This window comes from Rhodococcus sp. ACS1 (assembly GCF_002300155.1).
Lineage (GTDB): Bacteria > Actinomycetota > Actinomycetes > Mycobacteriales > Mycobacteriaceae > Rhodococcus_F > Rhodococcus_F koreensis.
The window spans coordinates 487,169-511,536 of record NZ_NSDZ01000002.1 but is presented as its reverse complement, the minus strand read 5'-3'; the positions used below and the strand labels follow the sequence as shown (position 1 = coordinate 511,536).

Annotated in this window: 25 protein-coding genes and 1 pseudogene; 17 read left to right on the top strand and 9 right to left on the bottom strand. The window is 68.7% G+C overall.

Annotation, left to right across the window (positions count from 1 at the left end; all coding sequences use genetic code 11):
• The first annotated feature begins 56 nt into the window (after window positions 1-56).
• On the top strand, window positions 57-1,223 hold the full coding sequence (locus CJ179_RS09705; protein WP_095861289.1) for an FAD-binding oxidoreductase: 1,167 nt from the start codon (window positions 57-59) through the stop codon (window positions 1,221-1,223).
• A gap of 9 nt (window positions 1,224-1,232) precedes the next feature.
• Here CJ179_RS09705 and CJ179_RS09700 read toward each other — a convergent pair whose 3' ends face one another.
• A complete protein-coding gene (locus CJ179_RS09700; protein WP_072937390.1) occupies window positions 1,233-1,985 on the bottom strand; it encodes an FAD-binding oxidoreductase in 753 nt (250 codons plus the stop codon).
• Window positions 1,986-2,045: 60 nt separating this feature from the next.
• Window positions 2,046-3,266 carry a globin domain-containing protein gene (locus CJ179_RS09695; protein ID WP_095861288.1) on the bottom strand — a complete coding sequence of 407 codons (1,221 nt, stop codon included), beginning with the start codon at window positions 3,264-3,266 and terminating at the stop codon, window positions 2,046-2,048.
• A 149-nt stretch (window positions 3,267-3,415) separates the two neighbouring features.
• On the opposite strand from CJ179_RS09695, the gene CJ179_RS09690 reads away from it, so the two are divergent.
• The 6 genes from CJ179_RS09690 (at window position 3,416) to pyrE (ending at window position 10,761) form a co-directional block, all read left to right on the top strand.
• Complete coding sequence (locus CJ179_RS09690) at window positions 3,416-4,498, top strand: alpha/beta hydrolase family protein (RefSeq protein WP_174705444.1); 1,083 nt, start codon at window positions 3,416-3,418, stop codon at window positions 4,496-4,498.
• 169 nt (window positions 4,499-4,667) lie between these two features.
• Window positions 4,668-7,220: an ATP-dependent chaperone ClpB gene (gene clpB / locus CJ179_RS09685; protein WP_072937388.1), complete on the top strand. Its 2,553-nt coding sequence runs from the start codon at window positions 4,668-4,670 to the stop codon at window positions 7,218-7,220.
• A 144-nt stretch (window positions 7,221-7,364) separates the two neighbouring features.
• A complete protein-coding gene (locus CJ179_RS09680; protein WP_095861287.1) occupies window positions 7,365-8,336 on the top strand; it encodes a hypothetical protein in 972 nt (323 codons plus the stop codon).
• Window positions 8,337-8,457: 121 nt separating this feature from the next.
• Complete coding sequence (locus CJ179_RS09675) at window positions 8,458-9,348, top strand: hypothetical protein (protein ID WP_072937386.1); 891 nt, start codon at window positions 8,458-8,460, stop codon at window positions 9,346-9,348.
• A gap of 67 nt (window positions 9,349-9,415) precedes the next feature.
• On the top strand, window positions 9,416-10,210 hold the full coding sequence (locus tag CJ179_RS09670) for an SDR family oxidoreductase (protein ID WP_095861286.1): 795 nt from the start codon (window positions 9,416-9,418) through the stop codon (window positions 10,208-10,210).
• A gap of 20 nt (window positions 10,211-10,230) precedes the next feature.
• Window positions 10,231-10,761, top strand: coding sequence for an orotate phosphoribosyltransferase (gene pyrE / locus CJ179_RS09665; RefSeq protein WP_072937384.1), 531 nt, complete (start codon window positions 10,231-10,233; stop codon window positions 10,759-10,761).
• A 54-nt stretch (window positions 10,762-10,815) separates the two neighbouring features.
• Here the strand turns inward: pyrE and CJ179_RS09660 are convergent, their stop codons facing one another.
• From CJ179_RS09660 to CJ179_RS09650, 3 genes are all read right to left on the bottom strand, one after another.
• Window positions 10,816-12,078: an MFS transporter gene (locus CJ179_RS09660; RefSeq protein ID WP_095861285.1), complete on the bottom strand. Its 1,263-nt coding sequence runs from the start codon at window positions 12,076-12,078 to the stop codon at window positions 10,816-10,818.
• Window positions 12,079-12,110: 32 nt separating this feature from the next.
• The gene (locus CJ179_RS09655) at window positions 12,111-12,551 is read right to left on the bottom strand and encodes a MarR family winged helix-turn-helix transcriptional regulator (protein ID WP_072937382.1); all 441 of its coding nucleotides are present in this window, start codon (window positions 12,549-12,551) and stop codon (window positions 12,111-12,113) included.
• A 95-nt stretch (window positions 12,552-12,646) separates the two neighbouring features.
• Window positions 12,647-13,102, bottom strand: a complete 456-nt coding sequence (locus tag CJ179_RS09650; RefSeq protein ID WP_095861284.1) for an SRPBCC family protein — start codon at window positions 13,100-13,102, stop codon at window positions 12,647-12,649.
• A gap of 573 nt (window positions 13,103-13,675) precedes the next feature.
• Here CJ179_RS09650 and CJ179_RS09640 point away from each other — a divergent pair.
• From CJ179_RS09640 to CJ179_RS09630, 3 genes are read left to right on the top strand one after another with little or no spacing between them, the layout of a single operon-like run.
• Window positions 13,676-14,047: a helix-turn-helix transcriptional regulator gene (locus CJ179_RS09640; RefSeq protein ID WP_095861439.1), complete on the top strand. Its 372-nt coding sequence runs from the start codon at window positions 13,676-13,678 to the stop codon at window positions 14,045-14,047.
• On the top strand, window positions 14,044-14,688 hold the full coding sequence (locus tag CJ179_RS09635) for an SRPBCC family protein (RefSeq protein ID WP_072937380.1): 645 nt from the start codon (window positions 14,044-14,046) through the stop codon (window positions 14,686-14,688). Before CJ179_RS09640 ends, CJ179_RS09635 begins: the two co-directional genes overlap by 4 nt.
• Before the next feature lie 16 nt (window positions 14,689-14,704).
• Entirely contained in the window at window positions 14,705-15,214 is a 510-nt protein-coding gene (locus tag CJ179_RS09630; RefSeq protein WP_095861283.1) for a DUF1992 domain-containing protein, read from the top strand.
• A 4-nt stretch (window positions 15,215-15,218) separates the two neighbouring features.
• Here the strand turns inward: CJ179_RS09630 and CJ179_RS09625 are convergent, their stop codons facing one another.
• Window positions 15,219-16,487 (bottom strand): benzoate/H(+) symporter BenE family transporter, encoded by a 1,269-nt coding sequence (locus CJ179_RS09625; RefSeq protein WP_095861282.1) that lies wholly within the window; start codon window positions 16,485-16,487, stop codon window positions 15,219-15,221.
• Window positions 16,488-16,729: 242 nt separating this feature from the next.
• Here CJ179_RS09625 and CJ179_RS09620 point away from each other — a divergent pair, with 242 nt between their 5' ends.
• Window positions 16,730-17,026 (top strand): hypothetical protein, encoded by a 297-nt coding sequence (locus CJ179_RS09620; RefSeq protein WP_072937377.1) that lies wholly within the window; start codon window positions 16,730-16,732, stop codon window positions 17,024-17,026.
• A gap of 1 nt (window position 17,027) precedes the next feature.
• Here CJ179_RS09620 and CJ179_RS09615 read toward each other — a convergent pair whose 3' ends face one another.
• Window positions 17,028-17,669: a ScbR family autoregulator-binding transcription factor gene (locus CJ179_RS09615; protein ID WP_072937376.1), complete on the bottom strand. Its 642-nt coding sequence runs from the start codon at window positions 17,667-17,669 to the stop codon at window positions 17,028-17,030.
• A gap of 102 nt (window positions 17,670-17,771) precedes the next feature.
• On the opposite strand from CJ179_RS09615, the gene CJ179_RS09610 reads away from it, so the two are divergent.
• Window positions 17,772-18,491 (top strand): lysoplasmalogenase, encoded by a 720-nt coding sequence (locus CJ179_RS09610; protein ID WP_095861281.1) that lies wholly within the window; start codon window positions 17,772-17,774, stop codon window positions 18,489-18,491.
• Here CJ179_RS09610 and CJ179_RS09605 read toward each other — a convergent pair.
• Window positions 18,475-18,921 carry a hypothetical protein gene (locus tag CJ179_RS09605; RefSeq protein ID WP_072937374.1) on the bottom strand — a complete coding sequence of 149 codons (447 nt, stop codon included), beginning with the start codon at window positions 18,919-18,921 and terminating at the stop codon, window positions 18,475-18,477. The two genes, CJ179_RS09610 and CJ179_RS09605, sit on opposite strands and share 17 nt — an antisense overlap.
• Window positions 18,922-19,035: 114 nt before the next feature.
• On the opposite strand from CJ179_RS09605, the gene CJ179_RS09600 reads away from it, so the two are divergent.
• The 5 genes and pseudogenes from CJ179_RS09600 to CJ179_RS09580 all read left to right on the top strand — a co-directional run.
• A complete protein-coding gene (locus CJ179_RS09600) occupies window positions 19,036-19,638 on the top strand; it encodes a hypothetical protein (protein ID WP_095861280.1) in 603 nt (200 codons plus the stop codon).
• 4 nt (window positions 19,639-19,642) lie between these two features.
• Window positions 19,643-20,335 carry a TrmH family RNA methyltransferase gene (locus CJ179_RS09595; protein WP_072937372.1) on the top strand — a complete coding sequence of 231 codons (693 nt, stop codon included), beginning with the start codon at window positions 19,643-19,645 and terminating at the stop codon, window positions 20,333-20,335.
• A 34-nt stretch (window positions 20,336-20,369) separates the two neighbouring features.
• The gene (locus CJ179_RS09590; RefSeq protein WP_072937371.1) at window positions 20,370-21,488 is read left to right on the top strand and encodes a glycoside hydrolase family 76 protein; all 1,119 of its coding nucleotides are present in this window, start codon (window positions 20,370-20,372) and stop codon (window positions 21,486-21,488) included.
• A 67-nt stretch (window positions 21,489-21,555) separates the two neighbouring features.
• Window positions 21,556-22,911, top strand: coding sequence for an LLM class flavin-dependent oxidoreductase (locus tag CJ179_RS09585; protein WP_095861279.1), 1,356 nt, complete (start codon window positions 21,556-21,558; stop codon window positions 22,909-22,911).
• Between the two features lie 6 nt (window positions 22,912-22,917).
• Window positions 22,918-23,697: pseudogene (locus CJ179_RS09580) on the top strand (GTP-binding protein); the annotation flags it as partial.
• Here CJ179_RS09580 and CJ179_RS09575 read toward each other — a convergent pair.
• Window positions 23,694-24,359, bottom strand: coding sequence for a DedA family protein (locus tag CJ179_RS09575; protein ID WP_072937369.1), 666 nt, complete (start codon window positions 24,357-24,359; stop codon window positions 23,694-23,696). The pseudogene CJ179_RS09580 and the gene CJ179_RS09575 sit on opposite strands and share 4 nt — an antisense overlap.
• Window positions 24,360-24,368: the final 9 nt, after the last annotated feature.

The following is a 24,368-nucleotide window of genomic DNA, read 5'->3' as shown; positions in this document are numbered from 1 at the left end:
AGTCTGCCCAAGTACTTCGCGGCGGGGCCGCGTTCAGTCGGTGACGGGGATGCGCGGTGGATTTACAGGCAATATCGCTGGTCCGGTCGAGTTTCAAGGCTATCGCGGCAGTGCCGGACGGGCCCCAGACTCTGTCGCGGTCCTTCTATGCCCTGCTGTTCGCCCGGTATCCCGAAGCCCGCGACTTCTTCCCCGCCGCCATGGACGAGCAACGCGACCGGCTGATCGCCGCCGTCCAGTACGTGATCGAGCGGCTCGAGGAGGACTCCGGGCAGATCCTCGCCTATCTCGCCCAGCTCGGCCGGGACCACCGCAAGTACGGCATCGAGGACGCGCACTACGTTGCCGTCGGCAACTCCCTGATCGCCGCCGTCGAGCAATTCCCCTCGACCGAGCCGTGGACCGACGAACTCGAGCAGGCGTGGCGCGACGTCCTCGCGGTCGTCGCCGCCACCATGATGGACGCGGCCAACGCCGAGAGCGGCCCGCCGGCGTGGGGCGCGACCGTCATCGAGCACCTGCAGGTCCGCAAGGACGTCTCGATTATCCGACTGCAACTCGACGAGCCGATGACCTACACCGCAGGCCAGTTCGTGAGTGTGCAGGTGCCGTCCCGTCCCCGGATGTGGCGGTACCTGTCGCCGGCGAACCCCGCCAACGACCAGGGCGTCATCGAGTTCCACGTCCGCCGCGTGTCGGGCGGCTGGGTGAGCCCCGCCGTCGTCACTCAGACACTCGTGGGCGAGCGGTGGGTGGTCGGGTCCCCGCTCGGCGACCTCGGAATCCGCTACGACAACGGTCGCGACATCCTGATGATCGGATCGGGGACCGGCATCGCCCCGCTGCGCGCACAGATCCTCCAGATGTCGCAGCGCGGCCAGGACCGGCGCGTCCACCTCTTCTTCGCCGGCCGGTACCCCTGCGACCTCTACGACCTGGGCACCCTGTGGGCGCTCGCGGAGCAGAATCCGTGGCTGACCGTCGTCCCGGTCACCGAGGAGGACCAGGACCCGTGGTGGTACACGGGCCCCAGCAGCGTCGCCATACCCGGCATGCACCGCAGGCTGACCGGCAAGGTCGGGCAGGTCGTCGCCGATTTCGGGACGTGGGCCGAGCGCGACATCCAGCTCGTCGGCTCCGAGGCCATGATCAACACCACCAAGTTCCGGCTGCATGCGGCAGGTACGCCGCCGGAGAACATCCGGCACGACCCGTCCTACTGATCGGCCCGCTCAGTAGGGGTCGAACTGAATGTTCTCGGTGGGTGTCCCGGTGTCACGGAGACGGTCGAGGGTGGCGCGGACCATCGCCGCCGAACCGCACACCAGCACCTGGTGCTCGGTGAACGCGCCGTAGGACGTGACGACGTCGGGCAGCGAGCCCTCGATGAGGTCGTCCTCGGTGAACCCCACATCAACTCTGGTGCGCTCGTACCACTCGTCGGTCCAATCAGGATCGACCACGTTCTCCACCACCGGAATGACGGTGAGCCACGGCAGATTCTGCAGCAGCAGGTACAGCATGTCGGACGCGTAGAGATCGCGCGGCGTCCGATCGCCCGTGAACAGGAACACCCGCGGCGGATTCGGCCTGCGGGACAGGTCCAACAGGATCGACCGGAACGGTGCCAGGCCGGTGCCGCCGGCGATCATGATGACGTCCGGTCCGTCCTCGTCGACGGACATCGTGCCGCGCGGTTCGAGGATCTGCCACTGGTCGCCCGGCGAGGTCCCCGTGACGATGTCGCCGCTGACCCAGCCGCCCGGCACCGTGCGGACGTGGAACTCGAGTTTGCCGTCCAGCGACGGCGGAAGGGCGGGGGAGAGCCTGCGCAGCAGCCGCGGGTTCTGGGGCACGCTCACGTCCACGTACTGTCCCGGCGCGAACGGGACGTAGTCACCGACGAGGCGGACGACGGCGAGGTCGTGCCGCAGTCGGTGATGTTCGACGACGGTGCTGGTCCAGGTGGTCTGCGTGGCTTGCATGGCGTGATGCTCTCCCGACGGTCGAACCGGATGGCGGATGGGCAGGGACTGGCTGCGCGACTAGATCAGGGGGTCGTGGCGGATCAGCTCGGGCGGGGTGCCCCCGCCCTGCAGGGCGTACACGGTGGTCTTGATCATCGCCGGCGAGCCGGAGATCTGGATCTGCCGGTCCGCCCACGACCCGAACCGCGCGACCACCCGGCCCAGCTGGCCCTGGAGTCGCTGATGCAACCCCGGCGGCGCCTCGGGGGCGGGAGTCGTGTGCCACCACGGGTCCTCGTCCTCCTCGGAGACGGGAACCACAGTCAGCCACGGATTGCTCAGCGACAGGTGCCACAGGGTCTCGATGTCGTACAGGTCGCACGGGTACTTGCCGCCCACGAACATGTGGACGCGCGGGTTGTTCGACCGCATCGCCATTTCCATCACCTGGGCGCGCAGCGGTGCGATGCCCGTCCCCGAACCGATCATCAGGACGTCCTGCCCGCTCTCGCGGTCCACCTCCAGCCCGCCGAGCGGCGAGCTGAGCAGCCAGCGGTCGCCGACCTGCGTCTCGTTCACGATGGCCGGACTGACCCATCCGCCCGACACGCGGCGGACGTGGAATTCGAGCTGTCCGTACGGGTTGGCGGGGATGGCCGCCGACAGGTACCGCCACATCCGGGGCCGCTGCGGGATCTGGACGCTGAGGTACTGGCCCGCCCCGTAGGGGATGGGGGAGTCGGTCTCGAGACGGACGATCGCGAGGTCGTCGAGGCGGCGCTCGTGATCGACGACGGTGGCGCCCCAGGCGGCGGGCAGGTCGTCGTTGTCCGCGGCGTCGGCCATCGTGTTCAGGAGGAGGTCGAGCAGTTCCGTCCAGGCCGCGGTCAGCGACGGCGTCCAGATGGCCTGGGTGAAGGAGCTCTGCACGGCGACCAGCAGCGCATGGCCCGACGCGAAGTAGTGCCTGCCCTCGACGCCGTACTTGCGGTGGTCGCGGCCGAGCTGGCCGAGGAAACCGAGGACCCGGTCTACGTCCTCGAGGTTGTCGATGACGAACTGGAGAGCCTGGAACAGGCGATGACTCTGCTGATCCAGCGCAGCCGGGAAGAGCGCGCGGAATTCGGGGTGTTCGGCGAACAGGGTGGCGTAGAACGTGGTGGTGAGCCGGTGGTGACCGTGTTCGGTGGACACGATCGACGAAAAGCTGGCGCGCAGACGCGAAATCACGAGCGGGTCGAGGCAATCTCGTGTCAAGCCGTCCCCTGCCTCCGTGCCTGCTGATTCGAACACCCGCATTCTAGCCGTCCTCCGCACGGGACCCCGGGTTACGGCACCGGCCGGTTCGGCCGCCGACCCCGGCATTTCGGCGGGTCGCTATTGAGCCGTGACCACCGGCAGGGCACGATGTGCATCGAGAATCGGACCGGGTTACCGAGGGGGGCTCCATGAGAGTTGGCGTTGCGCGGGATCGGGGTCGGTTTCGCGAGGGGAAACGCAGCTCTGCCTCGGTCCGTCGCACGGGTGCCGTCGTGCTGGCGGTCGGCACCCTGATGGCGTCGAGCGTGGGAACGATCGCCTCCGCGGAACCCAGGGCGACTGTCGAGTCGATCACGGCCGACGAGGCGCCCGACGGTTCGCGGTTGGTCGAGGTCGCCCCGGTCGGCGAATCGCAGATGAACTTCACCGTCCACTCGACCGCCATGGACAAGGACGTCACGGTCCGGGTCATCCGGGCTGCGTCCGAGAAGCGTCCCACCGTCTACATGCTCGGCGGCGTCGAGGGGAACTCCGAACAGTTCGGCTGGGAGCAGAAGGCGGACGTCGAGAAGTTCTTCTCCGACAAGGACGTCAACGTGGTGATTCCGTTCGGTGGGCAGTCCAGTTACTACGCCGACTGGCAGCGCGACGATCCCGAACTCGGGCGGAACAAGTGGCAGACGTTCCTGACGAAGGAACTGCCGCCCATCGTCGACTCGGCGCTCGACACGACCGGCAAGAACGCGATCGCCGGGTTGTCCATGTCGGCCACCAGCGTGCTCAACCTCGCGATCTCCAAGCCCGGGCTGTATCGGAGCGTCGGGGCGTACAGCGGGTGCGCGATGACGAGCGACCCGGTGGCCCGCCGATTCGTCGAGATCACGGTCGCGGACTTCGGCGGCAACCCGGAGAACATGTGGGGTGCGCCCAACGATCCGCTGTGGGCCGCGAACGATCCGTACGTCAACGCCGAGAAACTCCGGGGGACCACCCTCTACATCTCCAACGGCAGCGGCCTGCCGGGACCGTACGACACCCTCGACGCCCGGACCGTCGGCGGCGACCGCCGCGCCCTCGCGACGCAGGTCGTGGTCGGCGGTGTCATCGAGGCCGTCACCAACGACTGCACGATGCGGCTCGCGGAGAAACTCCGGGCCCTCGACATTCCCGCGACGGTCGACCTGCGGCCGGTGGGCACGCACTCGTGGGGGTACTGGCGTGACGACCTCTCCGCGTCCTGGCCGATGATGGCTGCCGCGATCGGGGCGTGATTTCTCGCCCCGCGGAGCGTCGCGGGGCGAGATGATGGGGTAGTGAGAAAAAATTCAAAGTTGAGCGGAACAGACTCAACTCTTCGTGCGTTAAGAAGATGACAGCGTCGCCACGTGCCACCCGGCCCCCCGGCGGCGAACCGCTCTACAACGCCAGAAGAGGTGACCAGTGGACTCGTTCAATCCGACCACCAAGACCCAGGCCGCGATGACCGCTGCGCTCCAGTCGGCGTCGTCGGCCGGTAATCCCGACATCAGGCCCGCGCATCTGCTCGTGGCCCTGCTCGACCAGACCGACGGCATCGCCGCCCCGTTGCTCAAGGCCGTCGGCGTCGACCCCGCCGCGGTCCACCGCGAAGCGCAGAATCTCGTCGACCGGCTGCCCAAGACGACGGGCGCCACCACCACACCGCAGCTCGGCCGCGAGGCCCTCGCCGCACTCACCGCAGCACAGCGCCTCGCCACCGAACTCGACGACGAGTACGTGTCGACGGAACACCTGATGGTCGGACTCGCATCGGGTGAGTCGGACGTGGCCGGGCTGCTCAGCCGGCACGGCGCCACCCCCGAGGCGCTGCGCGACGCGTTCACCACCGTCCGCGGCAGCGCGCGCGTCACCAGCCCCGACCCCGAGGGGACGTACCAGGCGCTCGAGAAGTACTCCACCGACCTCACGGCCCTCGCCCGCAACGGCAAGCTGGACCCGGTGATCGGCCGCGACAACGAGATCCGCCGCGTCGTGCAGGTCCTCAGCCGCCGCACCAAGAACAACCCGGTGCTGATCGGTGAGCCCGGCGTCGGCAAGACCGCCATCGTCGAGGGGCTGGCCCAGCGCATCGTGCAGGGCGACGTCCCCGAATCGCTGCGCGGCAAGTCGGTGATCTCCCTCGACCTCGGATCGATGGTCGCCGGAGCCAAGTACCGCGGTGAATTCGAGGAGCGGCTCAAGGCCGTGCTCGACGACATCAAGAACTCGGCCGGTCAGGTCATCACGTTCATCGACGAACTCCACACGATCGTGGGTGCGGGTGCCACCGGTGAGTCGGCGATGGACGCCGGCAACATGATCAAGCCGATGCTCGCCCGCGGTGAACTGCGGCTCGTCGGCGCGACCACCCTCGAGGAGTACCGCAAATACATCGAGAAGGACGCCGCCCTCGAACGCCGCTTCCAGCAGGTGCTGGTGGGAGAACCGTCCGTCGAGGACACCGTCGGCATCCTGCGCGGACTCAAGGAGCGGTACGAGGTGCACCACGGTGTACGCATCACCGACTCCGCGCTCGTCGCGGCCGCCACGCTCAGCGACCGCTACATCACGTCCCGGTTCCTGCCGGACAAGGCGATCGACCTCGTGGACGAGGCCGCGTCCCGGCTGCGGATGGAGATCGACTCGCGACCCGAGGAGATCGACACCGTCGAACGCATCGTTCGCCGCCTCGAGATCGAGGAGATGGCGCTGCAGAAGGAATCCGACGCGGCGTCGAAGGACCGGCTCGAGAAGCTGCGTCAGGAACTCGCCGACGAACGGGAGAAGCTCAATCAGCTGACCACCCGCTGGCAGAACGAGAAGCAGGCCATCGACTCCGTGCGCGGAGTCAAGGTGCAGCTCGAGACGCTGCGCGGTGAGGAGGAACGCGCCGAACGCGACGGCGACCTCGGCCGGGCCGCGGAACTGCGCTACGGGCGGATCCCGCAGCTCGAGAAGGAACTCGAGCAGGCCGCTCGCGAGTCCGGTGCCGCCGCCGACGGCGATGTCATGCTCAAGGAGGAAGTGGGTCCCGACGACGTCGCCGACGTGGTCGCGGCATGGACCGGCATCCCCGCCGGCCGCATGATGGAGGGCGAGACCGCCAAGCTGCTGCGGATGGAATCCGAACTCGGCAAGCGGGTCGTCGGACAGGAAGAGGCCGTCGTCGCCGTGTCGGACGCGGTCCGCCGCGCCCGCGCCGGAGTCGCGGACCCCAACCGGCCCACCGGATCGTTCCTGTTCCTCGGACCCACCGGCGTCGGTAAGACGGAGCTCGCGAAGTCCCTCGCGGATTTCCTGTTCGACGACGAGCGCGCCATGGTCCGCATCGACATGTCCGAGTACAGCGAGAAGCATTCGGTGGCCCGGCTCGTCGGCGCGCCACCCGGCTACGTCGGGTACGAGGCGGGCGGGCAGCTCACCGAGGCCGTGCGACGGCGTCCGTACACGGTGGTGCTGTTCGACGAGGTGGAGAAGGCGCACCCCGACGTCTTCGACATCCTCCTCGCCGTCCTCGACGAAGGCCGGCTGACGGACGGTCAGGGGCGGACGGTCGACTTCCGCAACACCATCCTGATCCTCACGTCCAACCTCGGTGCGGGCGGATCGCGGGAGCAGGTGATGGATGCGGTGCGGCACGCGTTCAAGCCGGAGTTCATCAACCGGCTCGACGACGTCGTGATCTTCGAACCGCTCACCGAGGAGCAGCTCGAGTCGATCGTCGACATCCAGCTCGACCAGCTGTCCCGCCGGCTCGCGGCGCGGCGGCTGACGCTGGACGTGTCCGACTCGGCCCGCTTCTGGCTGGCCGTCCGCGGCTACGACCCTATGTACGGGGCCAGGCCGCTGCGCCGGCTGATCCAGCAGGCGATCGGCGACCAGCTCGCGAAGCTGCTGCTCGCAGGCGACGTCAAGGACGGGGACACCGTCCCCGTGAAGGTGTCCGAGACCGGGGACGCGCTCGTCCTCGGCTGATCCCCCACGTGAGTGGCACGGTGTGCTCCCGCACGCCGTGCCACTCACGTGTGTTTTCACAGGGCCGTCTTAAGTTTCGCCGTTACCCTGGACCGTCCGTAACCGCAGGACACCGGCCAGACGAACCCGAGGGAGGGGCCGATCATGACGAACCCCGACGATCCGCGCACCCCGCAGGAACGCGCGTACGACGGCACGGAGTCGTGGACGACCGACGATTCCGCGTCGCGGGCTCGTGACGAGGACCCGACGCAGGCGTGGTCGCGGCAGGACCAGCCGACCGAGCACCTCGGCTCGTCGGACCAGGGCCACCGCACCGAGTACCCGGGGTCCGCCGGCGGGCCGACCGAGCAGTTCTACACGTCCGACCCGACCGCGGCGTACGGGCAGAACCAGCCCAATCCGACGCAGGCGTACCCGACCTACGACCCGCGGTTCGACCAGCAGGCTCCACCGCCGAACGCCACACAGGCGTATCCGCCGTACGAGGCCCAGCAGTACCAGGGCGGGTATCCGGCGGGGCAGTATCCGAACGCCCAGTACCCGGGACCGCAGTACCCGCCGGGCCAGTACCCGGGATCGCAGTATCAGGCGCCGGTCGCGGAGGCCACCGAGGAGAAGAAGCCTCGCAGGATCGGCACATGGATCGCGGCCGCGGCCGCCGCGTTGCTGCTGATCGCGGTCATCGGCTTCGGCGTCGCCCTCTTCACGACTGCGCCGAACAACTCGTCGAGCACCACCGCGGCGGGTCCCACCACGTCCCGCCCGCCGGCCACCACCGCGCCGCCGAAGACGACCGCGCCGCCGTCGACCACTACCGAGTCGCCGCTCGATCAACTTCCCGGCGGAATCGGCGAGGCCATCGGGGCCGCGGGTGCCGCGTTCGGAACGATCAGCACCAACGACGGTTCCACGCTCATCCTCGACGCCCTCGGTGGTTCGAAGCTGACGGTCCAGACCAACGCGCAGACCAACGTGATCGCACTCGACGGCACCACGGTCGCCGATCTGAAACCCGGATTCACCGTCATGGTGCAGGGGACGAAAGTCGAGAACGGCACGATGATGGCCGAGACGATCATCAGCACCGAGCTGCCCAAGCTCGGTGGCAACTGAGTTCACCCGTGTCGGCGGACACGGCCGTCGGGCCGGTTCGGGCAAAACTGACACGGGGTGTCCCGGTACCGCTTACCCTCGTTACGCCCTCGACTCGCTAGGCTGATCAACGATGACCGGAATGTGGTTCTTACTGGCGTTGATCGCACTCGCAGGCGCGTGCGCGTTGCTCTATTTCGATCGCTCGCGTCGTGATCAGACGGGTCGTGTGCGACAGATCTGGGCCAAGGCCCAGGGCTACACGTACGACAACGTCGAAGAGCGGCTGCCCGCCCAGTTCCATCGGGCCGCGCTGGCCAAGCAGGAGTACCTCAGCGCCATCGACGTGGTGAAGGGCGAACGCCGCGGTGAGTCGTTCATCCTGTTCGACCTCGAGGAGACCGCGACCATCGTCGCGGTGCGCCGCCGGGTGGGTTCGGACGTCGACATCGACCTCCGCCTCAAGTCGACCCCGCCGCCGAAGGATTCGGACCTCGACCTCCTCGGCGCCATCGGACCGCGCGTCGTGTTCGCCACCGACCTCGAGATCGCCCGCAGGGTCTGCGATCAGCGGATGGTGGCGTTCACCGAGTCGGTGCCGCCGCACGTGAACATGCTGTGGAGCGAGGGGGAGTGGACCCTCGGTTCGCTGCCCATCGGCAGCAGCGGGCGGGAATGGGATTCGGCCATCGAGGCCGTCGCCCGGCTGTCCGGCATCCTGCACGTCCTGCCGCCGGTCACCGAGCCGAGCGGACTCGACCGTGGCCATCACGACCCCAGCAGGCCGCGACTGCGTGACGGCGCCCCCGTCGAAGCGCGCCCGGCACCGGAGAAACGCCCCGCACCGCAGGGGCGTCCCGCACCGCAGGGGCGTCCCACGCAGCAGGGACGTCCCGCATCCCAGGAGCGTCCCGCATCCCAAGAGCGTCCCGCATCCCAGGAGCGTCCCGCATCCCAGGGACGTCCGACCCCGGAAGCGCGCCCGGCCACACCGCCACGTCCCGCACCTCCGCCGGGCGCTCCGCGCTCGTGAGTGCGTAGCGAGTCTTCGGACTCGTTAACCGCGCACAGGCGCGCAGCGCCTTGCTACCGTCACCGGTATGTCGACGCCCCCCAGCTCAGCCCGACCCGTTGCCCTCGTTACCGGCCCGACGTCGGGGCTCGGTGCCGGTTTCGCGAGGAAGTTCGCGTCCCTCGGTTACGACCTCGTGCTCGTCGCCCGTGACGCCACCCGCCTGCACGCCCTCGCCGACGAGATGAAGGCGCTGTTCGACACCGAGTCCGAGATCCTGCAGGCCGATCTGGCGACGGTGTCCGGGCGCGAGGAGGTGGCGCAACGCCTCGGGAAGGGTGTCGAAGTACTGGTCAACAACGCCGGATTCGGCACGTCGGGCGAATTCTGGACCGCGACGCCGGAGCTGTTGCAGTCTCAGTTGGACGTGAACGTCACCGCCGTCATGCAGCTGACCCGCGCGGCGTTGCCCGGCATGATCGCGGCGGCGAACGGCACCGTCATCAACGTGGCGAGCGTCGCGGGACTGCTGTCCGGACGGGGGTCGACCTATTCGGCGAGCAAGGCGTACGTGATCTCGTTCTCCGAGGGATTGGCGAACGGGCTGGGCGGCACGGGTGTGCGGATCCAGGCGCTGTGCCCGGGATTCATCCGCACCGAGTTCCACGAGCGCGCGGGCATCGAGATGAGTTCGATTCCGAATGCGATGTGGCTGAGTGTCGACCAGGTCGTCGCCGCGTCGCTGGCGGATCTGGAGGCCGGCAAGGTCGTGAGCATTCCCGGCCTCCAGTACAAGGTGCTGACGACCGCCGGACGTCTCGTCCCGAAGAGTCTGGTCCGGCGGCTGACCAACGTGTTCGGCCGGGGGCGTGCCCGCACGTAGAGGTGGGTAGGGTTTCTGGCATGAGTGATCGTGAGGATCTGGCCGCGTTGGTGCGCGAGCTGGCTGTTGTGCACGGCAAGGTGACGTTGTCTTCGGGCAAGGAAGCCGACTACTACGTGGACCTTCGCCGCGCCACGCTGCATCACGAGGCGGGCCCGCTGATCGGGAAGTTGCTGCGTGAACTGGTGGCGGACTGGGATTTCGACGCCGTCGGCGGGCTGACGATGGGCGCCGACCCGGTGGCGATGGCCGTGATGCACGCCCCGGGCAGGCCGATCGATTCGTTCGTGGTGCGCAAGGCCGCGAAGGCGCACGGGATGCAGCGGCAGATCGAGGGACCGGACGTCGTCGGCAAGCGCGTCCTCGTCGTCGAGGACACCACCACGACGGGCAACTCGCCGCTCACCGCGGTGAAGGCGCTGCGCGACGTCGGGGCGATCGTCGTGGGTGTCGCGACCGTCGTCGACCGGGCGACCGGGGCCGGCGAGGTGATCGCGGCCGAGGGTCTCGAGTACCGTTCGCTCCTCGGTCTTCCCGACCTGAACCTCTGACACACGTGAGTGGCGAAGCGTGCCGGGGCACACTTCGCCACTCACGTCAGGGAGTCAGTCGGCGTCGCCGGCCGTGACGGCCAGTGCCTCGTCGACGCTGTGCGGTTCGGGATCGTGCTCGTCGACGTGGGCGAGGACCTTGCGGCCGGTCGCGAGGACGAGGATCGCGGCAGCGGTGCACACCGCGCCGACCCAGAACGGCAGGTGGATATTGCTCTCACCGAGCTTGCCGGCGACCCACGGTGCCGCGGCCCCGCCGACGAAGCGGACGAAGCTGTAGGCCGCGGACGCCGTCGACCGCTCGACGGGGGCGGAGATCATCACGGTCTCGGTGATGAGGGTGTTGTTGACACCGAGGAACAGCCCGGCGAGGACGACGCCGACGATGAGCACGGTCTTGTTCTCGGTGAACGCGGCCATCATGGCGAGGTCGAGGGCGAACAGCGCGAGGGCCACCATCATCATCGGCAGTGTGCCGAAGCGCCGCTGCAGGCGCGGGGCGAGGAACACCGACGCGACCGCCAGTGCGAGGCCCCATCCGAAGAAGATGAATCCGATCGAGTACGTTCCCATGTCCAGCGGGAACGGCGTGTACGCGAGCAGTGTGAAGAAGCCGTAGTTGTAGAGCAGTGCGGTGATCGCGACGGTGAGCAGGCCGCGGTGGCGCAGGGCGAGGAACGGCGCGGCGATCGACGTGCGGTGCTCCGGCTTGGGGGCGGATGGCAGCATCACGACGATCAGGATGAATGCGACGGCCATCAGGGCTGCGACGCCGAAGAACGGTGCGCGCCAGCTGATGTTGCCGAGGACACCGCCGACCAGCGGGCCGACGGCGATGCCGATGCCCAGCGCGGCCTCGTAGAGGATGATGGCGCGCGCGACGCCGCCGCTGGCCGCGCCGACGATGGCGGCGAGTGCGGTCGCGATGAAGAGGGCGTTGCCCAGTCCCCAGCCGGCGCGGAAGCCGACGATCTGGGCGATGGTGCCGGAGCTTCCGGCCAGCGCCGCGAACACGACGATGACGGCGAGACCGGTCAGGAGGGTCTTCTTGGCGCCGATCCGGCTCGACACCACACCGGTGATGAGCATCGCGACACCGGTGACCAGCATGTAGCTGGTGAACAGCAGCGACACCTGGGACGGGGTCGCGTCCAGCTGTTCGCCGATCGGCTTCAGGATGGGGTCGACGAGCCCGATGCCCATGAACGCGATGACGCTGGCGAAGGCGACGGCCCACACCGACTTCGGCTGGTGGAGGAGGCTCGGTGGCGCCTCGCTGCTGTTCGTGACGGTTGCGGTCGTGGTGCTCACGGCCACCTCCTTCGATGTGTTTCGGGATGGATGGGTCGTCAGGCGCGGGCCGACGACTTGACGATCGAACGCAGTTCCGACAGGCCCTGCGTCAGTCGTTCGAGCTGCTCGGGTTCGAGGTCCGCGAAGTGCGGGGCGAGGGCGCCCGCGATCTCGTTGCGGGCTACGGTCAGCCAGTCGCGTCCGGGATCTGTGATGGACACCCGGACTGCCCGGGCGTCGTCCGGATCGGGCCGGCGGGCCACGTATCCGCGATCGGCGAGCTTCTGCAGCAGGGCGGTCGCAGACGGTTGCGAGCAGCGGTCGATGCGGGCGAACTCGCTGATGCGGAGCTCGCCGTGGTCGTCGAGCAGGGCGAGGGCACGGGTCCACGGCCGGGGATGGTCCTCGGATCCGAAGGAGCTCGCGAGCCTGGTGAATCGGTGAGAATTCGTGACCAGGTCGACGAGCAGACTCTGCAGCCGCGTGTCGTCGTCCATGGAAAACATGTTACATAGGCTAACTAACTATGTACACGGGCGCCAGCTGTTCCACCCGTCACGCGACGGTGAACGGCCGGCGCGTGGACCGGGGGTCAGGCCGACCGGCGCGCGACTTCCTCCACCTGACGCCGCAGCGTGGCGTCGGTGTGGCGGATCGCCTGCGCAACGAAGGGCTCGATGATCCTGCCGAGCGCCTTGCCCGCGAGCCCGCCGGGCAGGTCGTAGCGGAAATCGACCGTCAGGCGGGTCTCGGTCTCACCGACCGCGTCGAACTGCCACCGCGAGTGGGTGTACAGGCCGTCGATCGATTCGAGCTCGATCAGCGAATTGTGTTCCCACCCGGTGACCTTCACGACGGAACCGAGGGTCTTGGGGCCGATCTTCATCGCGGCGTCGTAAACGGCGCCGAGCCCCCGATCCTGTTCGCCGATCGGGTCGAACTTCGTGATCCCGAACATCCAGGACGGGACATGGCGATAGTCGTCGACGTAGTTGAACGCGCCCGCGACCGGTGCGCCGGCGACGGCAGTGTGATGGATCTCGATCATCGTGACTTTCCTGACGGGTGAGGGGAGGGGGACGGCTGTGTCCGGTACGGCCGGACGGCGTAGTTCTCGCGGTCGAACGGGCGAGGCGACGGCGCAGGGACCCGGTGGACCACGGCCACGCGGCGAAGTTCCTGCCGTCGGCGTCGAGGTAGTAGCTGCTGCACCCGCCGTTGTTGAACACGGTCCGCTCCAGGCCCTTCTGCACCGCGTCGTTGAACCGGCGGAACGGCTGATCGCGCACCTCGGGCACCTCGATGCCCTGCCGCTCCGCCTTGATGATCCCGTCGATCACGTAGTCGAGCTAGTCGAGCTCGGGCGGCGGCGATCCCGGACAGTCCGGCCCCGACCACGACGACGCGCAGGTGCCGCTCGTCGCCGCTGCTCTCGGGTGCTGCGGCGTGCTCGGGGGTGGTCGCTGTCATGGTCGCTTCCCTGGGGCGGATACGGAACCTGCGCCGTCAGTCCATTTAACTGAGACGTCGTGTCACAGTAAAAGGAGCGAGGCGCCTTGGCAAGTGATCGCCGGTCATTTGCGTCTTGACTTATATAAGCGAAGGCTGAAATATGATCGGCATGCACGCCTTCGACGTACTCGGCGATCCGGTCCGTCGCCGGATCCTCGAGCTGATCGCGGACGACGAGAAGACGTCCGGTGCGGTCAGCGACGTCATCCGTGCCGAGTTCGGAATCTCGCAACCCGCGGTGTCTCAGCATCTGAAGGTCTTGCGGGAGAACGGTTTCGCCACCGTCCGGAGCGAGGGTCCGCGAAGGCTGTATGCGGTGCAGACCGAACCGCTCCGCGACATCGACGCGTGGCTCGGCCAGTTCCGGCGGTTCTGGACGCCGCGGCTCGACGCACTGGCCACGGAGATCGCGCGCGGGCGACGAGAGCAGCGACTGTCCGGCGAGGACGGCAAAGACCCGAAGCAAGGGAGCGATCGATGATCGATGTGACGGAACAGATCAACGCGGTGCGCCGCTCGGTGGGCAGTCGGACGCTCGAGGCGGGCGAGGCCCGCATCGTGACCATCGGCCGCACCTACGACGCCACCGTGGAGGAGGTGTGGGAGGCCTGCACCGACGCCGAGCGAATTCCGCGGTGGTTCATGCCGGTGACGGGCGACCTGCGGCTGCACGGTCGCTACCAGCTCGAAGGGAACGCCGGCGGCGAGATCCTCACGTGTGATCCGCCGAACGGATTCACCGCGACCTGGGAGTACGGCGGCGACGTCAGCTGGATCGACGTGTCCGTCACCGCGGACCAGGGCGGGGGCACCCGCTTCGAGCTTCGGCACACGGCGCACGTCGACGACAAGTTCTGGGACGAATACGGGCCCGGGGCGACCGGTGTCGGGTGGGAACTCGGGGTACTGGGTCTGTTCCTGTACCTGGGGTCTGGGGAGTCGATGGACCCGAAGGAGAGCGAGGCCTGGTCGGCTAGCGACGAGGGCAAGGAGTTCGTCACGGCGAGCAGCGCGAAGTGGCGGGACGCGAGCATCGCGTTCGGGACTCCGGAAGTCGCGGCGACCGCGGCGGGCGATCGCACGACCGCGTTCTACACGGGAGTCGAGTCCGAGGCGGGCTGAACCGGGTCCTGGAAGAATGGCGTGCGTGACCGAGCGCAAACCTCCCGGGGTGAGCTTCGAGAGCTGGATCGACAAGCAGATCCGGCTCGCTCAGGAGCGCGGCGACTTCGATGATCTCCCCGGCGCGGGCAAGCCGATTCCGGCGGGCGATGTCGACGACGAACTGTGGTGGGTGAAGAACTACCTCCGGCGCGAGAATCTGCCCACCGACTCGTTGCTCCCCACGCCGCTGCAGTTGCGCAAGGAGATCGAGCGGTTGCCCGACACGATCCGGGGAATGCCGTCCGAGCAGGCGGTGCGGGACGTGGTGGCGCAGCTCAACCTGCAGATCGTCGAGTGGTTGCGGGCGCCGTCCGGCCCGCGGATCCCGGTGAGCCCGGTCGACGCGGACGAGGTCGTCGCGACGTGGCGGCAGCAGAAGCAGTACGTGCGGAAGCCGCAAACGGCAGCGCACCCGCAATCGCAACCGGAACCGGCACCGGACCCGCCCCGAGCCGGTAGACGGTGGTGGCGGCGGGGACGGTGACCGGTCATCCCGTGCGGAAATCGCCCGATTCCATCATCCGGGACACGAGCAGTCCGGCGACCAGTCCCCAGAAGGCCGCCCCGATGTTGAGGAACTGCACGTTCGAGACGGTCACCAGAAACGTCACGAGCGCGCCCAGCGTGTATCGGGAGCCGAACGCGGCGACGAACGACCCCTGCAGAGCCCGGAGCATCGCCAGGCCGCCGAGCGTCGCGACGAACGCGGCCGGGGTGGCCAGCATCAGCTGTACGAACAGCGGCGCGAACAGGCCGACGACCACGGCGAGCAGTCCGCAGACGACGGCCGCCGTGTACTGCCGGGTGCGCTGCCCCGACGCCACCAGCAGGGCGTTGGTCGGCCCCGTCAGGCACGTCGACACGGCTCCGACGGCGGAGGTGGCGAGGGACCAGACCCCGCACAGGACGGTGCCGACGTTCATCGGCGGCTGGTGTCCGGCGGATGTCAGCACGGCCGCACCCTGACCGTTCTGCACGACGATGACCGTGATCGCCAGCGGGACGACCAGTTCGGCGATCGCCTGCCAGGTGAACTGCGGAGCCTGGAACATCGGCGCCGCAATCCACGGTGTGCCCGTGCCGGTGGGCTGGAAGCGGCCCGTGACCGCGACCGCGGCCGCCCCGACGAGCAGTGCGCCGAGAATCGGGGGCATCCACCGGCCGAGCGCGGCGCGGGACGCGAGGAGGACGAAGGCGACGACCATCGGAACGGCCACGGCCGCATCGGTTCCCACGGCGTGAACGAGGTCGGTGCCGAACTTCAGGAAGACGCCGGCGACCATGGCCATGACGATCGGCATCGGGAGCATCGCCATGACCTGGCGCACCCGTCCGGTCAGGCCGAGGGCGAGGATGAGGAGCCCGGTCACGAGGAACGCTCCGAGCACCTCCGGCCACGACAGGTGGGTGAGTGAGCCGCCGACGATGATCGTGCCGGGGATCGTCCAGAAGAACGCGAGCGGCTGACGGTACAGCCAGCTGGCGAGGACGGTGAGGATGCCGTTGAGGAAGAAGACGCCGAAGATCCACGATGCCATCTGGCCGGGCGACAGTCCGCCCGCGGAACCGGCGGCCAGGATCACGGCCACGGGACCGGTCGCGGAGAAGATCAGCCCGATCACCCCGTTGGCGGCGTAGGTGCCGCCGAGGTCGCGGAGCAGGCGGCGGGGGCCGGCGGGCGGCCACGGCGGTCGTTCGAAGCGAGGGGGACGCGTCTGCGCGCCTTCGCTGCGGGTCGGTTCCTCGGTGGTCGTCATGAGGCCTTCCTGCTCGGGAAATGCTCACGTGTACGCAAAGCGGACAGAACTTTCGCTGTGCGTACAGATAGTGTGGTCCGGATCATAACCGCCCACGTCCCGGGGTTCCGGGCCGGGCCGTAGAACCCTGGGTGGAGTGCATTCCATCCCTGGGGGCAGCGACACCCGGCCGCCGCCACGACAGACTCGTAGGCGTCGACCCGACACCATCCGCACCGACCGATCATGCGAAGAAGGGCCACATGGTGGAACGCAGCCGAAATCCCCGAGAGCGAAGGGCCGTGTACGCGCGGCGCACCACGATGGCATTGGAGGGCGAACCACGATCAGCTGTCGAGCGGACATCGACGTTCCTGGCCTACGGCCTGCTGGCGTTGTTCGGCGGGCTCGGCGTCTTCGGAACGATCTGCTCCGTCGATGCCATTCCGGACGGCGCACGCATCGCCGTCGTCCAGCCGGCGCCGACGCAGTCGCATCCGCTCGACCTGCCGCAACCGGCGCCGGACGGTCCCGAGGAACCCGCCCACACCGGCGTCTGAGTCAGGACGCGACGTCGTCGCGCAGTGCCGCGAGTTCGAGCAGCCGCGGCAGCATGTCCGGCGATGCGATCGAGGGCAGCAGCAGGCCCCACATGTCGGCCAGCCGCTCGTACAGGTCGGCACGCCCGGTCAGCGCCTCGGACACCAACTGCATACCCGTGAACGAACTGACCAGGAAACGGGCCAGCGCCGCGGGATCGACGGTCGCGCGCAGTTCCCCGGCCTCCCTTGCCTTGCCCGCGAGTGCGACGAGGGTGTCGGTCCAGTCGATGTAGGGATCGGTGGCCGGGCCGCGGGACGTCCCGAGTTCGAGGGTCAGGCGCACACCCGCCCGCACGATCGGCTCGGTCAGCAGCTGGCGCGCCATCTCCTTGGCGCACAACAGGATCGCCTCCGTCGGTGACTGCGCCGTCGCGAGCACGCGCTGCGCCGCCAGCATCGCCATCGCGTGCTGCTCCTTGATCACCGCCCAGGCCAGCGCCTCCTTGGACTCGAAGTGAAAGTACAAGGCGCCCTTCGTCACGTCGGCATAGGAGAGGATGCCGCTCAGGCTCGCGCCGCCGTACCCGAGCTTCTCGAAGCTCAGTGCCGCACCCTCTAATACTTGATGACGGGTGGCCGCCGCGCGCGCCTGTTTTGCCATCACCTGTGCCTCACAATCGCGGATTCTCCGTGGCATCCACTCTCCAGTCAACCACTGTTCGGACCGGTAACCTCGGCACATCCGAAAGCGTGGGAGGAAGACGTGAAGTCGAAGAACAACTGGGGTGTCGAGCACGCGGTATTCGCCGGTGCGACGCTGGCCACCGTGGTCGGAGCCGTCACCGGGCGGGAACGGTTGCAGCGCGTGGCGAAACCACTGATCGCGCCCGCGCTCGCCGCCCGGGTGCTGCGGCGGCGCGCGGGCACCGACGTCGCGCTCCTCCTCGCCGGTCTCACCGCCGCGACCGTGGGGGACGTCTTCATGATCGACCCCGACGACGACGCCCGTCTCGTGCGCGGCGCGTCCGCGTTCGCCGTCATGCAGGTCGGCTACTCCGCGCTGCTGCTGCGCCGCGGCGCCCGGCCCACCGTGCCCGCGTTGCTGCCCCGGCTCGCGGGGTGGGCAGGCGCGGCGGCGCTTCTCCGCGGGCGGGCGAAGGAGGTCGCCGCACCGCTGACCGCGTACGGTGCGCTGCTCGGCACCACGTCGACCCTCTCGGCCGACCCGTCCCTCGCGCCCGGCGCCGACGTGTTCGCGAATGTGGCCGTGCCGGGAACCGACCGGCGCAGCTGGCTCGGCGTGGGCGGGATGCTGTTCACCGCCTCCGACGGCCTGATCGTGGTGCGGCGCTTGTTCATCCGGGGAGAACGGGGGAGGGCCGCGGCCGAAGGGGCGATCCTCGCCAGCTATGCGGCGGCCCAGCTGCTGCTCGTCGAGGGGATGCTCGCGCTCGGGCGTCGCCGGATCACGGGCAGAGCATGATGTGGTCCCGGTCCTCCGGGTCCACCAGGATGGTGATCGTCTCGCCGGGCACGAATCGTGTCGCGTTCTCCCGCCGCACCTCGTACACCACCCGACCGGCGTAACTCTCCGATCCCGGCACGGTCAGCCGGAGGTCCAGTTCGGTGAGCTCTCCGTCGTCCGGGGTGCGGCGAAGCGGGGTGACGTGCTCGATGCGGGCCCAGCCCTCGAGTCCGTGCCGTTCGAGTTTGCGGTCGGCGCGGCTGGGCCGCCCGGCCGCCATCATCCCGAATCCCAGCGCCGAGCCGAAGGCCGCGACCAATCCCATGATCTGGTACGGGATGGTGGCCGGCGGGGTGTGCTGGATCAACCATCCCAGCCAGACGGCGAGGACGATGACGTAGCCGACCGTGACGAAGCAGACCGTCCGCACGATGCGCTGATGATTCATCGAATGCCTCCACCTCCAGATTAACCCGTCCCGGCCTCGCCGAAGCGGCCCCGCCGCCGCACTGCCGTTAGAGTGCAGTGTCGGCAGCAGGTAAGTATGTGTGGAGGTGGCCGTATGGCGTGGCGTCGGGTGTCGTTGGTGTGTCTGAGCATTGGCTCGGCCATGATGCTCGCAGGGTGTGGTGGGTCCTCGGACGCGGTGGCTCCGCCGACGTCCACGACGACGGCCGCGGCCCCTGTGACCACCACCACGACGACGGTTCCGCCGACCACCACGACCACGACCGTCGCGCCGCCGCCGCCGACGACGACGGAAGCGCCGACCACGACGCTCGTCGACGTCCCGTACGAGCACAACGAGTCGTACTTCTTCACGTCCCCGGACGGCGGGTTCCAGTGCGGCATCATCAAGCTGCCGAACCGCACCGAGGCCGGCTGCCAGGGGTCGACGAGCCCGGTGCCGCCGCGCCCGGACGACTGCATGGTCGACTGGGGTCACGGCATCCGCGTCGAGAACGACGGCGAGGCGTCGTTCATGTGCGCGGGCGGCCTCGTCTACACCTCGGGCGGCGACGAACCGGACGCGGCACTGCCCGCCGGGTCGAAACTGACGAAGCTCGGCTACACCTGCGGCACCACCGCCACGGCCGTCACGTGCACCAACGACGAGACGTCGCACGGATTCACCGTCGCCCCCGATTCGAACAAGACGTTCTGACGTCGTGAGCGGAGTCGAGACGGGCCCGGTGGAGGTCGAGGTCGCCGAGACGGGTCCCACCGAATGGGGAGAGAACCCGAACGGCGTCGGCCCGTGGACCGAGGAGCACGACACCCCGGCCCCCACCGACCTGCGGTACGACCCCGAACTGCTGGCCGGTGGCGATCGCCGCAACGTGGTCGACGCCTACCGGTACTGGACGCGGGAAGCGATCGTCGCGGACATCGACAGCCGTCGCCACCCGCTCCACGTGGCCATCGAGAACTTCGGGCACGACGCGAACATCGGGACGGTGGTGCGCACCGCCAACGCGTTCGCCGCCGCGGCGGTCCACATCGTGGGACGCCGACGCTGGAACCGGCGCGGCGCCATGGTCACCGACCGGTACCAGCACGTCCTCCACCACCCGGACGTCGACGGCCTCGTCGACTTCGCACGTGAGAGAGGTCTCACCATCGTGGCCGTCGACAACACGCCCGGGTCGGTGCCGCTCGAGACGGCGAGCCTGCCCCGCGACTGTGTGCTCCTGTTCGGGCAGGAGGGGCCGGGAGTCACCGACCAGGCGAAAGAGGTTGCGGCGATGACGGTGTCGATCGCGCAGTTCGGTTCCACCCGCAGCATCAACGCGGGTGTCGCCGCAGGAATCGCCATGCATGCGTGGGTTCGTCAGCACGCCGACCTCGGTCGTGCGTGGTAGCGGAACCCCCGGCGAATAGGCAAGATCAACTCTTATGCAGGACTCGTGGTCGGCGCGCGCGGACGCCGCTGAAGAAGCGGTGGTGAGCAGGCACCTTCGCCGGCTGTGGGCGCTCCCGGGCACCACCCTGGGCGTCGTCGCCTGGCCGGCGGTGCGGCGCGAGCGGCTGTTCCTCAGCTGGCACTACTGGTGGCAGGCCCATCTGCTCGACTGCGCCGTCGACGCGCTCGAACGCGACCCCACGCCGCGTCGTCGTCGTCGCATCGTGAAACTGGCGCGCAGCCACCGTCTGCGGAACATCTCGGGCTGGACCAACAACTATTACGACGACATGGCCTGGTTGGGGATCGCCCTCGAGCGTGCCCAGCGAATGCACTTCATAGACAACAGAAGTGCGGTGCAGGCGCTCGAATCCCAGTTGTTCGACGCCTGGGCGCCCGAGGCCGGAGGCGGCATCCCGTGGCGGAAGGGCTCGAATTTCTACAACGCGCCCGCCAACGGACCGGCCGGGATCATGCTGGCCCGCACCGGAAAGCTGTGGCGCGCCCAGGCCACCGCCGACTGGATCGACGACACGCTGCGGGACGTGCACACCAACCTGATCGCCGACGGCATCCACCCCGGCGGCGAGATCGAAAAGAACATCTACTCCTACTGTCAGGGCGTCGTGCTCGGACTCGAAACCGAACTTGCCGTGCGCCTCGGTTCGCCCCGGCACCGCAACCGGACCCACCGGCTGGTCGACGCCATCGACGAACACCTCGCACCCCACGGCGTCATCGACGGCGGCGGTGGGGGAGACGGCGGCCTGTTCAACGGGATCCTCGCACGGTATCTGGCGCTGACCGCGGTGATGCTGCCGTGGGAGTCGCCCGCCGACATCCGGGCCCGGGAGATCGCCGCCCAGCTCGTGCTGACCTCCGCGGAATCGGCGTGGGAGAACCGGCTGCAGATCGAGGGGCAGCCGCTGTTCGGCCACGATTGGACCCGGCAGGCGCAGCTGCCGGGGATGGGCGGGGGAATCGCCACGTTCACGGGGGGCACCGTGCGCTCGTCCGGGATCCCGGAACGCGACATGTCCGTGCAGCTCGGTGGCTGGATGCTGATGGAGGCCGCGCACATGGTGTCCGCGGCGGGGTATCCGCGACGCTAGGCGACGGTTCGAATCACGCGAAAATTAACCGTATCGCCCCGGATTCGGCGCTGTTAGACAGTTCGTTATGTCAGATCAACAGCGGCAGCTGAGTCTCAACGCGTTCATCTACCCGGCCGGGCACCACGAGTCGGCGTGGCGGCACCCGCTCACGACGCCCGAGCGGCTGTACGACGTCTCCTACTTCCAGGAGATCGCGCAGACAGCGGAAGCCGCGAAGCTGGACGCGATCTTCTTCGCCGACGGCCCCGCCCTGCGCAGCGACGTCGAGCACGGTGCCGCCGGGGCACTCGAGCCCATCACGCTGCTGACGGCCATCGCGACGGCCACCGAACGGATCGGGCTGATCGCGACCGCGTCCACGACGTACTTCGAGCCCTACAACCTCGCACGGCTGTTCGCGTCCCTCGATCACATCTCCCGAGGCCGGGCCGGCTGGAACATCGTGACCACCGGAACCGAGGTGGCGGCGGCCAACTTCGGACTGCCCAGCCATCCGGACCACGCCGACCGTTACGCGCGGGCGCGGGAATTCGTCGACGCGACCGTCAAGCTGTGGGACAGCTGGGAGGACGACGCCATCCTGATCGACAAGGCCGCAGGCATCTACGCGGACCCGTCGAAGATCCACGAGATCAACTACGTCGGACGCCACCTGCGGGTGCGGGGACCGTTCAACGCGCCGCGCTCGCCGCAGGGACACCCGGTGCTGGTGCAGGCGGGTGCGTCCAACGAGGGCCGCGCGTTCGCGGGACAGTACGCCGAGGCCATTTTCACCGCGCACCAGCGGTTGTCGGACGGGCAGGCGTTCTACGCCGACGTCAAGCAGCGCGCGGTGCAGTTCGGCCGCAACCCGGAGCACGTGAAGATCCTTCCCGGCATCAGCCCGTTCCTCGGCGACACCGAGGCCGAGGCGCGGGACCTGGAGCGGGAGTTCAACGAACTGACCTCGCCCGAGTACGGGATCGCCCAACTCGAGGCTCTCACCGGCTCGAGCGTGCGGCACCTCGATCTCGACGCCCCCGTGCCTGCCGGACTGTTCGGGGACGCCGGCGACGTCACGGACAACAAGCAGAGCCGTCTGCAGGTGATCGCCGGCATCGTCGAGCGGGAGAACCCGACGCTGCGCGGACTGCTGCACCGTCTCGCAGGTGCGCGCGGGCACCGGGTCGTCGTCGGGACGCCGGTGCAGGTCGCCGACACCATCGAGGAATGGTTCACGCAGGGCGCGGCGGACGGGTTCAATGTCATGCCGCCGTACTACCCGGGCGGCCTCGAGGTGTTCGCGCAGAAGGTGGTCCCGATCCTGCAGGAGCGTGGACTGTTCCGCACCGAGTACTCGGGCACCACGCTGCGCGACCACTTCGGGTTGCCGCGCCCCGAGAGCCAGTACGCGGAGGCGTCGGGCACCGTCGCACTGTAGTCGCACGAGCCGAGGTTCAGCCTCGGCTCGGTCGCCGCCCTCGACACGATGGTGACAGTCGTGGATGCGTCGACGTTCCTCGGCGAACTGGCCAGGGGTGAGCGTCTCGACGACCGGAATCTCGAGGCGGGGGAGGGCGACGAGCGCAGCATCTCCGACCTCCTCGTCGACCAGGTGGAGTTCGCCGACGTCGTCCTGCTCAACAAGACGGATCTGGTGAGCGAGAGTGCCGCCGGCGCGGTCGAAGCTGCTCTGCGCAGACTCAACCCCGCCGCGACACTGCTGCGCACCACGCGCGGCGTCGTCGATCCCGGCGAGGTACTCGGCACGGGTCTGTACGACCCGGAGGCGTCGGCCGAGCTGCCCGGGTGGGCGGAGGAACTGGCCGCGGGGCACACCCCGGAGACCGAGGAATATGGCATCCGCAGCGTCACCTACCGGGCGTCGCGGCCGTTCCACCCGGCACGGCTCGAGCAGGCGCTGGGACGGTTCACCGGCCTGCTCCGCGGCAAGGGCTTCTGCTGGATCGCGAGCCGCCCCGGCCTCGCCGCCGTCTGGTCGCAGGCCGGCCCGAATCTCGTGATCGAACCCGCCCAGCTGTGGGCGTCCACGGACGAACGTCCGGGGCAGGAGATCGTGTTCATCGGCGTCCGCCTCGATCCCGACGGACCGCGGCGGATCCTCGACCCGGCGCTGCTCACGGACGACGAGCTGGCGTCAGGACCGGCGGAGTGGGTGCGGTTCGACGACCCGCTGCCCGCGTGGGAGCCGGTGCATCGGCACTAGTCCAGTACTTCTTCGACGGCCACATCTTCGGGTGGCCGCGCCATCTCCTGCCGGTAGTGCCACACCCCGAGGGCCGTGCCGATCACCAGCAATGTGACCATCCCGGCGAGCACCGCCGGCATCAGCCACGACACCCGGTCGAGGAACGAGCCGAAGTAGAAGCCGATGAGCAGCAGTACGGGCGCCCAGAAGATGGCGCCGATAGTACTGGCGATCGTGTATTTGGTGTGGTTCATCTTGGCCGCACCGGCGACCAGCGGGCACAGGGTGCGGATCCACGGAATCCAGCGCGCGACGAGAACTGCCCAGAAGCCGTGCTTCTCCAGCAGGACATTCACCTTGTGGAGGTTGGCGTAGTTGAGATACTTCCCGCCCTTGCGGGCGTGGATGCGGTTGCCGGTGCGGTGACCGATGACGTACCCCACCTGATTTCCGCAGATGGCGGCGATCATCGCCCCGACCGACAGCGCCCACACGTGGCCGGAGCCCGACGCGTGGTTGGACAGCACGATTCCGGCGGTGATCAGCATCGAGTCGCCGGGCAGGAACAGACCCAGGATCACCGCGCACTCGATGAACACGAACGCGAGGACGACGACCCAGACCAGCGCTGGGCCGGCCGAGACGAGAGGCCCGAAGCTGCCTGCTGCCGTGGTGACCATCGTCAGTGC

Excerpts from the sequence above, each read along its gene's own strand:
- CJ179_RS09700 (WP_072937390.1), bottom strand. The coding sequence starts at position 1,985 with ATGCAAGCCACGCAGACCACCTGGACCAGCACCGTCGTCGAACATCAC.
- CJ179_RS09695 (WP_095861288.1), bottom strand. The coding sequence starts at position 3,266 with ATGCGGGTGTTCGAATCAGCAGGCACGGAGGCAGGGGACGGCTTGACA.
- CJ179_RS09690 (WP_174705444.1), top strand. The coding sequence starts at position 3,416 with ATGAGAGTTGGCGTTGCGCGGGATCGGGGTCGGTTTCGCGAGGGGAAA.
- CJ179_RS09680 (WP_095861287.1), top strand. The coding sequence starts at position 7,365 with ATGACGAACCCCGACGATCCGCGCACCCCGCAGGAACGCGCGTACGAC.
- CJ179_RS09675 (WP_072937386.1), top strand. The coding sequence starts at position 8,458 with ATGTGGTTCTTACTGGCGTTGATCGCACTCGCAGGCGCGTGCGCGTTG.
- CJ179_RS09670 (WP_095861286.1), top strand. The coding sequence starts at position 9,416 with ATGTCGACGCCCCCCAGCTCAGCCCGACCCGTTGCCCTCGTTACCGGC.
- pyrE (WP_072937384.1), top strand. The coding sequence starts at position 10,231 with ATGAGTGATCGTGAGGATCTGGCCGCGTTGGTGCGCGAGCTGGCTGTT.
- CJ179_RS09655 (WP_072937382.1), bottom strand. The coding sequence starts at position 12,551 with ATGGACGACGACACGCGGCTGCAGAGTCTGCTCGTCGACCTGGTCACG.
- CJ179_RS09650 (WP_095861284.1), bottom strand. The coding sequence starts at position 13,102 with ATGATCGAGATCCATCACACTGCCGTCGCCGGCGCACCGGTCGCGGGC.
- CJ179_RS09640 (WP_095861439.1), top strand. The coding sequence starts at position 13,676 with ATGCACGCCTTCGACGTACTCGGCGATCCGGTCCGTCGCCGGATCCTC.
- CJ179_RS09635 (WP_072937380.1), top strand. The coding sequence starts at position 14,044 with ATGATCGATGTGACGGAACAGATCAACGCGGTGCGCCGCTCGGTGGGC.
- CJ179_RS09630 (WP_095861283.1), top strand. The coding sequence starts at position 14,705 with ATGGCGTGCGTGACCGAGCGCAAACCTCCCGGGGTGAGCTTCGAGAGC.
- CJ179_RS09625 (WP_095861282.1), bottom strand. The coding sequence starts at position 16,487 with ATGACGACCACCGAGGAACCGACCCGCAGCGAAGGCGCGCAGACGCGT.
- CJ179_RS09620 (WP_072937377.1), top strand. The coding sequence starts at position 16,730 with ATGGTGGAACGCAGCCGAAATCCCCGAGAGCGAAGGGCCGTGTACGCG.
- CJ179_RS09615 (WP_072937376.1), bottom strand. The coding sequence starts at position 17,669 with ATGGCAAAACAGGCGCGCGCGGCGGCCACCCGTCATCAAGTATTAGAG.
- CJ179_RS09605 (WP_072937374.1), bottom strand. The coding sequence starts at position 18,921 with ATGAATCATCAGCGCATCGTGCGGACGGTCTGCTTCGTCACGGTCGGC.
- CJ179_RS09600 (WP_095861280.1), top strand. The coding sequence starts at position 19,036 with ATGGCGTGGCGTCGGGTGTCGTTGGTGTGTCTGAGCATTGGCTCGGCC.
- CJ179_RS09590 (WP_072937371.1), top strand. The coding sequence starts at position 20,370 with ATGCAGGACTCGTGGTCGGCGCGCGCGGACGCCGCTGAAGAAGCGGTG.
- CJ179_RS09585 (WP_095861279.1), top strand. The coding sequence starts at position 21,556 with ATGTCAGATCAACAGCGGCAGCTGAGTCTCAACGCGTTCATCTACCCG.
- CJ179_RS09575 (WP_072937369.1), bottom strand. The coding sequence starts at position 24,359 with ATGGTCACCACGGCAGCAGGCAGCTTCGGGCCTCTCGTCTCGGCCGGC.